Origin of the sequence: Stenotrophomonas maltophilia, from assembly GCF_025642255.1 — a bacterium.
Taxonomy (GTDB): domain Bacteria; phylum Pseudomonadota; class Gammaproteobacteria; order Xanthomonadales; family Xanthomonadaceae; genus Stenotrophomonas; species Stenotrophomonas maltophilia_P.
This window is the reverse complement of record NZ_CP106759.1, coordinates 2,704,783-2,717,005: the sequence shown is the minus strand read 5'-3', so window position 1 is coordinate 2,717,005 and position 12,223 is coordinate 2,704,783. Positions and strand designations below refer to the sequence as shown.

Sequence of the window (12,223 nt, the reverse complement as noted above, 5' to 3'; positions counted from 1 at the left end):
GCATCGGCAACTGCGATGATCGCGCTGTCAGGCCACGTTCCCGTGGCTTTTTTAAATGTGTGGTTTGTAAACGATTTCAGATCATTGGACGTTATGCTTTCCCATCGATCAGTCCACCGGAGGAACCGCGCCATGCAGGCACGCCACCTGTTGTCCGCCGCAGCGATGACCCTGGCCATCGCCGCCTGCAAGCCGGCCCAGCAGGAGCCCGCCAAACCCCGGCCGCCGGTGATCCTGATCGAGGCCGATGCACCGCCGCGGCCGATGAAGCCGGAACTGCCGCCGCTGTTCGATGACATTGAACGCCGCACCTTCCAGTTTTTCTGGGACACCACCAATGAAGTGAACGGCCTGACACCGGACCGTTATCCGTCACGCCCGTTCGCCAGCATCGCCTCGGTCGGCTTCGCGCTCACCGCCTATCCGATCGGCATCGAGAATGGCTGGGTCAGCCGCAACCAGGCGATCGACCGCACGCTGACGACGCTGAAGTTCTTCCGTGACGTGCCGATGGGCCCGCAGCGCACCGGCAAGGCCGGCTACAAGGGCTTCTACTATCACTTCCTGGACATGCAGGAAGGCCGCCGCTACGACAGCTGGGTCGAACTGTCGTCGGTGGATACCGCGCTGCTGATGATGGGCGTGCTGTTCGCGCAGTCCTATTACGACGGCGATGATCCGCGCGAGAAGGAGATCCGGCAGATTGCCGATACCCTGTACAGGAAGATCGACTGGCCGTGGCTGCAGCAGCGCGCGCCGCTGATCTCGATGGGCTGGTTCCCCGAAAGCGGCTTCATCGACCACGACTGGATGGGCTACAACGAGGCGATGATGGTGTACATCCTTGCCCTCGGCTCGCCCACGCATCCGGTCAGCCCCGACGCATGGACGGTGTGGACCCGGACCTACGACAACGACTGGGGCGTCTACCAGGGCCAGGAATACCTGTCCTTCGGGCCACTGTTCGGCCACCAGTACAGCCATGTCTGGATCGATTTCCGCGATATCCAGGATGCCTACATGCGCGAGCGCGGCAGCACCTACTTCCTCAACAGCCGCTCGGCCGCGCTGGCCCAGCGCGAGTACGCCATCGCCAACCCGATGCAGTGGAAGGAGTACGGCGAGAACGTGTGGGGACTGACCGCCAGCGATGGTCCGCAGAACACCACCCAGGAATATCGCGGCGAGCAGCGCCAGTTCCGCCACTACTCCTCGCGCGGCGCCGGCCTGCGCGAGAACTTCGACGACGGCACCATCGCGCCGACCGCGGCGGTGGCCTCGATCGTGTTCGCCCCGGAGCAGGTCATTCCGGCCACGCTGGAGATGCACAAGCGCTTCGGCGATTACATCTATTCCAGCTACGGCTTCCTGGATTCGTTCAATCCCAGCTTCAGCTACGACATTCCGATCAAGACCGGGCGCCTGGTGCCGGATCGTGGCTGGGTCGCCAGCGACTACATCGCCATCGACCAGGGCCCGATCCTGACCATGATCGCCAATTACCGCAACGACTTCGTGTGGGAAGTCATGAAGAAGAACCCCTACATCCGCAAGGGGCTGGAGCGCGCCGGATTCAGCGGCGGCTGGCTGGCCCCCGAGGGCTCGTTCCAGCCGCTGGAACTGCAGAAGGACGAGAAGGCTGCATCGGCGCGCGCGGTCGGCATCGCCGAGTCACGCGCGGCCGCCGCACAGGAACAGAAGAACAATGCCAACCGCACCACAGGCCAGGGAAAGTAACGCTGTGCAGAACTGGCTCCATCGCATGCGCCGCTGGGCGCTGCCGGCCCTGGCCGCGCTGGTCGTGGCGGGCTGCGCCCGTACCGAACCGGGCACCACCACCGTGCGCTTCTGGGCGATGGGGCGCGAAGCGGAAGTGGTCAGCGAGCTGATCCACGAATTCGAGGCCGAGAATCCCGGCATCAAGGTGGATGTGCAGAACATCCCATGGACCGCGGCGCACGAGAAGCTGCTCACCGCGTTCGCCGCCGATGGCCTGCCCGATGTCTGCCAGCTGGGCAACACCTGGGTTCCCGAATTCGCCGAGCTCGATGCGCTGACGCCGCTGCAACCGTTCGTGCAGCGCTCGGCGGTGGTCGACCCGAAGGACTACTTCCAGGGCATCTGGGACACCAACGTGATCCATGGCGAGCTGGTGGGCGTGCCGTGGTACGTCGATACCCGCCTGATCTATTACCGCAAGGACCTGCTGGCCAAGGCCGGTTACGACCACCCGCCGCGGACCTGGCAGGAGTGGAACGAACAGATGGCGGCGATCAAGCGCATGCAGGGCCCGAACCGCTATGCCGTGCTGATGCCGATCAACGAGTTCGAGCAGCAGCTGTCACTGGCGCTGCAGCAACCCGATCCGCTGCTGCGCGACGACGATACCCGTGGCAACTTCTCCAGCCCGGGCTTCCGCCGCACGCTGGCCTTCTACGCCAACATGTTCGAGCAGGGCTGGGCGCCGAAGATGTCCGAGACGCAGATCTCCAATGTCTGGGATGAATTCTTCCGCGGCTTCAACGTGTTCTACATCTCCGGCCCCTGGAACATCCGCGAGTTCAAGAAGCTGCAGCCGAAGGCGCTGGAGGGGCAGTGGGGCACCGCGGCGTTGCCGGGCCCGGATGGCCCCGGTGCGGGCATCGCCGGCGGTACCAGCCTGGTGATCTTCCGCAAATCGCAGCAGAAGCAAGCCTCCTGGAAGCTGATCGAGTTCCTGTCGCGCCCGGAAATCCAGGCCCGTTTCCATTCGATCATCGGTGATCTGCCGCCGCGTCGCAGTGCCTGGGATGCACCGTCCCTGGCCGGTGATCCGCTGGCGGCGGCGTTCCGCGACCAGCTGGAGCGGGTCAGGCCGACGCCGAAGGTGCTTGAGTGGGAGCGCATCGTGCAGGAAATGCGCATCGTCACCGAAAAGGTGGTGCGCGGCGGGATGCCTCAGGACGACGCCGTGGCCGAGCTGGACCAGCGCGTGGACAAGGTGCTGGCCAAGCGTCGCTGGATGCATGAACAACAACGCCTGCAGGAGCGCGCGCCTTCGCCGACGCGTTCAAGCAGCACCCTGGCCGATGGGAGCGCGCAATGAAACGAACTTCGCTGGCCGGATGGATCTTCGCAGGCCCATCGCTGATCGTGCTGGGGGTGTTCTTCGGCCTGCCGGTCGCCTCGGCGCTGGCGCTCAGTGTCACCGACTTCGACCTGTACGCATTGGCCGACAGCAGCAACCTGCGTTTCGTCGGCCTCGGCAACTACATCGACCTGCTGCAGACGCCGATGTTCTGGAAGTCGCTGTGGAACACCAGCTACTTCGTGCTGATCGGTGTGCCGCTGTCGATCGGTGTGTCACTGGGCGCGGCGATGCTGCTGAACGCGCCTGCCGCGCGTTTCAAGGCGCTGTTCCGCACCGCGCTGTTCGCGCCGGTGGTGACCACGCTGGTGGCGGTGGCGGTGATCTGGCGCTACCTGTTCCATACCAGCTACGGCCTGGTCAACTACGGCCTGGGCCATCTGGGCATCAGCCCGATCGACTGGCTGGGCGATCCGAACTGGGCGATGCCCACCATCATGCTGTTCGCGGTGTGGAAGAACTTCGGCTACAACATGGTGATCTTCCTGGCCGGCCTGCAGGCGATCCCGCATGATCTGTACGAGGCGGCGCGGATCGACGGTGCCTCGCGCTGGAAGCAGTTCCTGCACATCACCCTGCCCATGCTCGGCCCGGTGCTGCTCGTGGTCGGAGTGATCACCGTCTCCGGCTACTTCCAGCTGTTCGCCGAGCCTTACGTGATGACGCGTGGCGACCCGCTGCAGAGCACGGTCAGCGTGCTGTATTTCATGTTCGAGGAAGGCTTCAAGTGGTGGAACCTGGGACGCGCCTCCGCGGTGGCATTCCTGCTGTTCCTGATCATCCTGGCGGTGACCACCGTGATGCTGCGCTTTGGCCGCAGGAGGCAGTTGGTATGAGTCGTGAAATCGGCCAGTCGCGCTGGCATCCGTGGTGGATCAACGGCGCGTTGCTGGTGCTGGCCCTGGTCAGCCTGGCGCCGCTGCTGTGGATGGTCTCGGTCTCGTTCATGCCGCAGGGCGAGGCCAGCCATTTCCCGCCTCCGCTGTTGCCCTCGCAGGTGACCACCCACAACTACCACGAGCTGTTCGCGCGTACCGGCATGGGCGGCAATTTCGCCAACAGCCTGCTGGTGTCGCTGGCGATCACGCTGGGCTCGCTGCTGCTCAATACGATGGCCGGCTATGCGTTCGCCAAGCTGAATTTCGTTGGCCGTGAGCGCCTGTTCCAGGTGTTGATGGCGGCGCTGGTCATTCCCGCCCAGGTGGCGATGCTGCCGCTGTTCCTGCTGATGAAGCAGCTGGGGCTGGTCAACAGCTTCGGTGGCGTGATCGTGCCGGCGCTGGCGAGCGTGTTCGGCATCTTCCTGGTGCGGCAGTACGCGCGGTCGATCCCGGACGAACTGCTGGAGGCCGCGCGCATCGACGGGGCAGGGGAGCTGCGCATCTTCTTCCAGATCGTGCTGCCGATGCTCAAGCCGGTGCTGGTGACCCTGGCGATCTTCACCTTCATGGGCGCATGGAACGATTTCATGTGGCCGCTGATCGTGTTGACCGATCAGGAGCACTACACTTTGCCGGTGGCCCTGGCCACCCTCTCGCGCGAACACATCATGGACGTGGAAATGATGATGGCCGGCGCGGTGGTTACCGTGGTTCCGGTGCTGGCACTGTTCCTGGTGCTGCAGCGGTACTACATCCAAGGATTGTTGCTGGGGAGCGTGAAGGGATGAAGGGTGCGATCGCCGTTGGACTGGGCCTGTTGTGGACCTCCCTGGCGATCGCCGCCCCTCCGGCGCTGCCGGCGCCGAAGGTGCTGGACGACTTCGACGATGTCAGTGCCTGGAAGCTGGTGCTGTCCGACCAGGTCAGCGGCTCGCTGCGCCCGGTCAGCGGCGCGGGTGGCGGCCGCGCGCTGTGCCTGGATTACGACTTCCACAACGTATCGGGCTACGTCGGCATCCGTCGCGCGCTGACGGTCGAGTATCCGGTCAACTACCGCTTCGGCTTCCAGCTGCGCGGTGATTCACCGGCCAATGATCTTCAGTTCAAGCTGATCGACGCCAGCGGTGACAACGTGTGGTGGGTCAACCGCCCCGGTTACAGTTTTCCCAGGTCGTGGACGCCGGTCGAGTACCGGCGTCGGCAGATCGACAAGGCGTGGGGGCCGTCGCCGGAGAAGGAAATGGCGCGCAGCGCCGCGGTCGAGTTCACGATCTACAGCAAGGTCGGCGGACGCGGCACGGTGTGCTTCGACAGACTGACCCTGCAGGGCCTGCCCGCACGGGACGAATCGCCGCTGCGGCCGGAGGTGATTGCCGACACCGCCACGGCGCTGCAGGACCGGATGGTGGACGGCAAGAGCGATACCTTCTGGATCAGCGGTGGGGTGAAGCAGCAGACCATCAGCCTGGACCTGCACAAGAGCCGCGAGATCGGCGGCGCGGTGATCGACTGGCTGCCGGACCTGCAGGCGACCCGCTACACCGTGCGCACGTCCGTGGACGGACGCGACTGGCGCACGGCACGCGAAGTGACCGCCGGTGGGGGTGGCCGTGACTGGCTGGCGCTGCCTGATACCGATGCACGCTATGTGCGCTTCGACCTGCAGGCAGGTCCGAACTGGCGCTATGGCATCCGTGACATCACGCTCAAGCCGCTGGACTTCGCATCCACGCCCAATGCATTCCTGTCGTCGGTTGCGGCTGACCTCCCACGCGGTGCGGTACCGCGCGCGTTCGTGGGCGAACAGCCGTACTGGACCCTGCTGGGTCTGGATGGCGGCCAGCAACAGGCGCTGATCAGCGAAGACGGTGCGCTGGAGCCTGCCAAGGGCAGCTTCAGCATCGAGCCGTTCGTCCGCCTGGATGGCAAGCTGATCGCCTGGAGCGATGTGGCCATCACCCAGTCGCTGCAGGATCGCTACCTGCCCATCGCCAATGTCGACTGGGTGCATGAGAAGGTGGGGCTGGCGGTCACCGGATTCGTGCAGGGCACGCCCGAGCGTGCGCAGCTGATCGGTCGCTACCGCCTGAGCAATCCGGACAAGGTGGCCCACGAGTACACGCTGGCGTTGGCCATCCGCCCCTGGCAGGTCAATCCGCCAACCCAGTTCCTCAACACCACCGGCGGCTTCAGCCGCATCGACAGCCTCGACGTCGGCGAGCAGCTGGTCCGCATCAATGGCGAGCCACGCATCTACCCGCTGCAGGTACCTGATGCGCGTTTTGCCACCTCTTTCGACGGCAAGCTCGATGCCATGCACCTCGCCTCGGGCAAGCTGCCGGCGACGACCACGGTGAAGGACAGCACTGGCATGGCGTCGGGCGCGCTGCTGTACACGATCACCCTGGAACCCGGGCAAAGCCGCGAAGTGGCGGTGGTACTGCCGCAGACCGGTGGCTGGGCGCCGCAGGCCGTGGACGTGGCAAAGGCGCAGCAGCAGGTTGCCGACATGTGGCGTGCCAAGCTCGGCGTGGTGTCGCTGCAGGTTCCGAAGGCGGGCCAGCCGATGGTCGACACGCTGCGCACCGCGGTAGCGCACATGCTGATCTCGCGCGTCGGGCCAAGCCTGCAGCCGGGCACGCGCTCGTATGCGCGCAGCTGGATCCGCGACGGCGCGATGATCTCCGAAGGGTTGCTGCGCATGGGCCGCAGCGACGCGGTGCGTGACTACCTCAACTGGTATGCGCCGTTCCAGTTCGAGAATGGCAAGGTGCCGTGCTGCGTCGACGCACGTGGCAGCGACCCGGTGCCGGAGAACGACAGCCATGGTGAGTTGATCTACAACATCGCCGAGTATGGCCGCTACACCGGCGACAGCACGTTCATGGAACTGATGTGGCCGCATGTGCAGGGGGCCTACCAGTACATGGAGCAGCTGCGTGCCAGCGAGCGCACCGAGGAGAACCGTGCACGCAACCCGGCCTTCTACGGGATGATGCCGGCCTCGATCAGCCACGAAGGTTACTCGGCCAAGCCGATGCATTCGTACTGGGACAACTTCTGGGCGCTGCGTGGCTACAAGGACGCTGCGCTGCTGGCGACGCAACTGGGAAAGGTGGAGGCGATGCAGATCGCCGAGTCACGCGATCAGTTCCGCGACGACCTGCAGGCATCGCTGCTGTCGGCCATGCAGCAGCACAACATCGATTACCTGCCGGGCTCGGCCGAGCTGGGCGATTTCGACGCGACATCGACAACCATCGCACTGGCGCCCGGGGGCGAGCAGGGCCGGCTGCCGCAGCAGGCCCTGGAAGCAACCTTCGAGCGTTACTGGAAGGAATTCGTCGCGCGTCGCGATGGCAAGCGCGAATGGAAGGACTATACGCCGTATGAGTGGCGCAACGTCGCCGCCTTCGTGCGCCTGGGCTGGCGCGACCGCGCCTGGCAGGCGACCGAGTTCTTCTTCAAGGACCGTGCCCCGCAGGCATGGAACCAATGGGCGGAAGTGGTCTCGCGGACACCGCGCAAGCCGTTCTTCGTCGGCGACCTGCCGCATGCATGGGTCGCGTCGGATTTCGTGCGCTCGGCGCTGGACATGTTCGCCTATAGCCGCGACATGGATGAGTCACTGGTGCTGGCCGGCGGCGTTCCAACGGCCTGGCTGCAGGGTGAGGGCATCGCGGTGCAGGGCCTGCGTACGCCGCAGGGGCAGTTGAACTATCGGCTGCGGCGCAGTGACAAGCTGCTGGTGCTGGAGGTGCAGCCCGGCCTGGTGCCACCGGCTGGAGGCGTCGTGCTTCCGTGGCCCTATGCGGGCGAACCGGGTGACGCCACCATCAATGGCGCGCCGGGTGAATGGATCGACCGCGAACTGCATGTGCACGAACTGCCGGCCCGCGTCGAGATCGAAGTGCCGGCGGCAGTGCGTCGCTCCGAGCGCAAGGGACAGTAAGCATGGGTAGGAAGGCATGGCGTGCGCGCGCGGCAGCGTGCGCACTGGGCATGGCGATCGCGCTGGCGCTGCCTGCCGCGGCGATGGCGGACGTACCTCCGGCGGACGATGGGGACGCAGCCGCGCGCGCGCCTGGCATGGGCATGGTCACCTTCAACCTGCACCACGACCGCGAGGACTGGCCCAGCCGGCGTCGTACGATCCTGGCAGAACTCAAGCGCCTGCAACCTGATGCGATCGCGCTGCAGGAAGTGATCCAGCGGCGCAACGTGCGCAACCAGGCGCAATGGCTCGCCAGCCAGCTGGGCTACCGATACGTGTTCGTGTCCACCGATCCGGTCGGCGCGCCCAAGCGCTACGGCAACGCACTGTTGACGCGACAGCCGATCCTCGCCCAGGGCGAGCACCTGCTGCTGCCGCTGGACGACTACCGCACCGTGGCGCACCTGCGCATCGAGGTGGAGGGCCGGCCAGTCAACCTCTATGCAACCCATCTCAATGAGCGCAGCGATGAAAGCGGCAAGCGCATCCGGCGGACGCAGGTGGAAGATCTGCTGCGCTTCATCGCCGCAACGTCGGATGGCGCGCCGGTGGTGATCGCAGGCGACTTCAACGCACTGGTCGATGCGGGTGACCTGAGCGAGCTGCGCAGCCACTATGGCGACAGCTATGGCAGCGTGCATGTGAACACCGACCTGGCGGCTGTCAGCACCCTCAACCGGCATTACTACCAGGCGCCCTCGCGGATCGATCACATCTTCTTCCAGCAGGATCAGCTGGTTGCACGGGAGGCCAGGCTTCTGTTCGACCAGCCGGATGACAGCGGGCGCTGGGCTTCGGATCATTACGGCGTCTGGACGCGATTGCAGTTCGCGCCGAAACCCTGAAGAACGACACAGGGGCATATATCCCCGGTCGGCACGATACAGCCCGATGCACAAACAGAAACGGCGGGGATCATCGATCCCCGCCGTTCTGCTGTCACCCGATCAACGAGCGGTCAGTTGGCCGGCGGCGTGCGCTTGGCGGCCTCGTCGTCCTCTTCGTCAGCCTTGGCTTCGGCCGCCTGGGCGGCAGCATCGGCATGGCCATCCGCGACCGGGTCGAGGGGCGGCGTCACGACGGCATCGGCGACCGGCGCAGGGGCGTCCACCGGCGGGGCTTCCACGGCCACCGGTGCGACCGGGGCTTCGGCAACCACGACAGGCTCGACGACCGGCTTCACTTGAACCACCGGGGCCGCCTCAACAGCCACCGGTGCGGTTTCAGGCACGGGCGCTGCTTCAACAGCCGCCGGCTTCGACTCCACGACGGGTGCAGGCTCGACCACGACCGGCTTCACGTCCACCACAGGGGCCGCTTCGGCCACTACCGGCGTTGCTTCGATCACCGGTGCGGCGTCCGCCGACGGGGTTGCCGCCGCCACGGGCTGTGCGGGTGTCGCGGCGTCGATGGCGTCGAGCATGCTGGTCTGCACCGGCGAGGGCGCCGGTTCTGCCTTGGCAGCGGTCTCGACCGGTGCCGGAGGCGCGGCGGTCACCGGCGCGGCGGCTTCAACCACGGCGCTGCTGACCACGGCGGCCGGTGCGGCGGCGACAGCGGCCGCAACGCGGGCCGGCTTCTCGCCTTCGACGATGGACGGCTCGACGTCATCATCGAAGTCGAACTCCGGCTGCGAGCGGGCGGGCTGCGTGGCTGCAACCGGTGCTGACCCGGCAGCGTGGTCGACACGCGGCTCGGCGCTGTCGGTGCTGTCGGCGTCATCGCCTTCGTCACCGTCATCCTGGTCTTCGCCCAGCGGATCGGTGCCGGCCGCATTCTCGGCGCCACCACGGCGGCGGCGGCGGCCACCACGACGACCGCGACGACGGCGGGTCGCGCCTTCGCCGGCCTGCTCGCCCGTGGTGTCGGCAGGTGCCTCTTCGCCCGTCACGGCAGTGGCGTCACCTTCAACGGCGGTGACAGGCGCGACTTCGGCCGGCGCCGCGGTTTCGACCGGCGGCTGTGCGACCACCGCCGCGACCGGCGCCGTAGCCTCCCGCGCGGTCACCGCAGCAGCGGTGATGGCACTGGCCGCCACCGCAGCGGACGCCGTCGCCGTGTCGGTCTGGGCTTCTGCGGCACCACGCTGCGGCTTCTCGGCCGGCTTGTCGCCGTCCTGCTGCGGACGTGGCTGCTTCGGCTGCTTGAGCTTCGGCTGCTGCTGCGGGTTCTGGCCCTGCTGCTCGTTGCGCGGCTTGTTCTGCTGCTGCGGCTGCTGGCCGTCCTTCTGCTTGCCCTGCGGCTGGCCGTTGCCGTTCGGGTTGCCATTGCCACCCTGACGGCCGTCCTTGCGCTGTTCGCCGCGATCCTTGCGGTTGCCGCCCTCCTTCTGCTGCTGCGCATTGCCGTTGCCGCGATTGTCGTCGCGACGGTCCTTGCGGTCCTTGTTGCGATCCTTGTTGCGCTCCCTGCGGCCACCGTCCTGCTGCGGCTGGCGGGCGGCCGGCGGTGCGGGGGCGGGTGCCGGTTCGCCACCGAACACGCGCTTGATCCAACCGATCACGCCACCGCCGGTCGACGGGGCAGCGGGCGCGGCCACCACCGGCGCGGGTGCCGCTGCAGCCGGCTCCAGTTCCTCACGCACCGGGGCGGGGGAGGTGTGCTTGACCTGGGTCACCACCGGCGGCGGGATGTTCAGCTGGCCCTTGGTGAGGGCGTGCACAGGCAGCTTGCGCGGAGTGCCACGCTGGTAGCTCGGACGGCTGCTTTCCTCGCCCAGTTCGTTCTCACGCAGGCGGGTGACCGTGTAGTGCGGGGTATGCAGCTGCTCGTCGGCGACGATCACGATCGGCGCTTCATGGCGCTGTTCGATTTCGCGCAGCGCGCTGCGCTTCTCGTTCAGCAGGTAATTGGCGATCTCCACCGGCGCCTGCACCAGCACCTGCCCGGTGTTCTCCTTCATCGCGTGCTCTTCGGCCACGCGGATGATCGACAGCGACAGCGACTCGACGCTGCGCATGCGGCCGTGGCCATCACAGCGCGGGCAGACGATCTGGCTCGATTCGCCCAGGCTCGGGCGCAGGCGCTGGCGGCTCATTTCCAGCAGGCCGAAGCGCGAGATGCGGCCGACCTGCACGCGTGCGCGGTCGTACTTCAGCGCGTTGGCCAGGCGGTTCTCGACCTCGCGCTGATGCTTGTTGGAGGACATGTCGATGAAGTCGATCACCACCAGGCCGCCCAGATCGCGCAGGCGCAGCTGGCGGGCCACTTCCTCGGCCGCTTCCAGATTGGTCTGGAAGGCGGTGTCCTCGATGTCGCTGCCCTTGGTCGCGCGCGAGGAGTTCACGTCGACGGCGGTCAGTGCTTCGGTCTGGTCGACCACGATCGAGCCGCCCGACGGCAGGCGCACGTTGCGCTCGTAGGCGCCTTCGATCTGCGATTCGATCTGGAAGCGGTTGAACAGCGGGATGTCGTCCTTGTAATGCTTGAGCTTGCGCAGGGTCTGCGGCATCACCTGCTGCATGAACTCCCTGGCGTGCTCGTACATCTCCTCGGTGTCCACCAGGATCTCGCCGATGTCGGCGCGCAGGTAGTCACGCAGGGCGCGCACGATCAGGCGCGATTCCTGGTAGATCAGGAACGGGGCCGGCTTGCTCAGCGCCGCCTCGGCGATCGCCCGCCAGACGCTGAGCAGGTAGTCCAGATCCCACTGCAGCTCTTCCGCATCGCGGCCGACGCCGGCGGTACGGATGATCACGCCCATGTCGTCGGGAATGTTCAGCTTGTCCAGTGCGTCCTTCAGGGCAGCCCGGTCTTCGCCCTCGATGCGGCGGGAGACGCCGCCGGCACTTGGCGAGTTCGGCATCAGCACCATGTAGCGGCCGGCCAGGGAGATGAACGTGGTCAGGGCGGCGCCCTTGTTGCCACGCTCTTCCTTGTCGACCTGGACCACCACTTCCTGGCCTTCCTTGAGCAGCTCGCGGATGCCGGCCTTGTTGTGGTCGACACCGGCCTGGAAGTAGTCGCGGGAGATTTCCTTCAGCGGCAGGAAGCCATGGCGGCCACCGCCATATTCGACGAAGGCGGCTTCCAGCGAGGGCTCGATGCGGAAGATCCGGCCCTTGTAGATGTTGGACTTCTTCTGTTCCTTCGACGGCTGCTCGATGTCGATGTCATACAACGACTGGCCATCCACGATGGCAACACGCAGCTCTTCAGCCTGCGTGGCGTTGATCAGCATTCGCTTCATTGTTGCGTTCCTCGCAAGCGGCTACCGCGCGG

General features: G+C 66.2%; 7 protein-coding genes. 6 read left to right on the top strand and 1 reads right to left on the bottom strand.

The window, feature by feature from the left end:
• The first annotated feature begins 132 nt into the window (after positions 1-132).
• Genes N8888_RS12490 through N8888_RS12465 form a run of 6 tightly spaced genes read left to right on the top strand, consistent with a single transcriptional unit; the run spans position 133 to position 8,847 of the window.
• Complete coding sequence (locus tag N8888_RS12490) at positions 133-1,737, top strand: glucoamylase family protein (RefSeq protein WP_053516886.1); 1,605 nt, start codon at positions 133-135, stop codon at positions 1,735-1,737.
• 4 nt (positions 1,738-1,741) lie between these two features.
• Complete coding sequence (locus N8888_RS12485; RefSeq protein WP_081279749.1) at positions 1,742-3,085, top strand: sugar ABC transporter substrate-binding protein; 1,344 nt, start codon at positions 1,742-1,744, stop codon at positions 3,083-3,085.
• Positions 3,082-3,963 (top strand): carbohydrate ABC transporter permease, encoded by an 882-nt coding sequence (locus tag N8888_RS12480; protein ID WP_065175483.1) that lies wholly within the window; start codon positions 3,082-3,084, stop codon positions 3,961-3,963. Before N8888_RS12485 ends, N8888_RS12480 begins: the two co-directional genes overlap by 4 nt.
• Positions 3,960-4,796, top strand: a complete 837-nt coding sequence (locus N8888_RS12475) for a carbohydrate ABC transporter permease (RefSeq protein ID WP_053516890.1) — start codon at positions 3,960-3,962, stop codon at positions 4,794-4,796. The genes N8888_RS12480 and N8888_RS12475 overlap by 4 nt, the downstream gene beginning before the upstream one ends.
• Positions 4,793-7,960: a discoidin domain-containing protein gene (locus N8888_RS12470; protein WP_263175080.1), complete on the top strand. Its 3,168-nt coding sequence runs from the start codon at positions 4,793-4,795 to the stop codon at positions 7,958-7,960. The genes N8888_RS12475 and N8888_RS12470 overlap by 4 nt, the downstream gene beginning before the upstream one ends.
• 2 nt (positions 7,961-7,962) lie before the next feature.
• Positions 7,963-8,847 carry an endonuclease/exonuclease/phosphatase family protein gene (locus tag N8888_RS12465; RefSeq protein ID WP_053516893.1) on the top strand — a complete coding sequence of 295 codons (885 nt, stop codon included), beginning with the start codon at positions 7,963-7,965 and terminating at the stop codon, positions 8,845-8,847.
• A gap of 113 nt (positions 8,848-8,960) precedes the next feature.
• Here N8888_RS12465 and rne read toward each other — a convergent pair whose 3' ends face one another.
• Entirely contained in the window at positions 8,961-12,191 is a 3,231-nt protein-coding gene (gene rne, locus N8888_RS12460) for a ribonuclease E (RefSeq protein WP_263175079.1), read from the bottom strand.
• Positions 12,192-12,223: the final 32 nt, after the last annotated feature.

Coding starts and splice junctions, on each gene's coding strand:
- N8888_RS12490 (WP_053516886.1), top strand. CDS start 133: ATGCAGGCACGCCACCTGTTGTCCGCCGCAGCGATGACCCTGGCCATC.
- N8888_RS12480 (WP_065175483.1), top strand. CDS start 3,082: ATGAAACGAACTTCGCTGGCCGGATGGATCTTCGCAGGCCCATCGCTG.
- N8888_RS12475 (WP_053516890.1), top strand. CDS start 3,960: ATGAGTCGTGAAATCGGCCAGTCGCGCTGGCATCCGTGGTGGATCAAC.
- N8888_RS12470 (WP_263175080.1), top strand. CDS start 4,793: ATGAAGGGTGCGATCGCCGTTGGACTGGGCCTGTTGTGGACCTCCCTG.
- N8888_RS12465 (WP_053516893.1), top strand. CDS start 7,963: ATGGGTAGGAAGGCATGGCGTGCGCGCGCGGCAGCGTGCGCACTGGGC.
- rne (WP_263175079.1), bottom strand. CDS start 12,191: ATGAAGCGAATGCTGATCAACGCCACGCAGGCTGAAGAGCTGCGTGTT.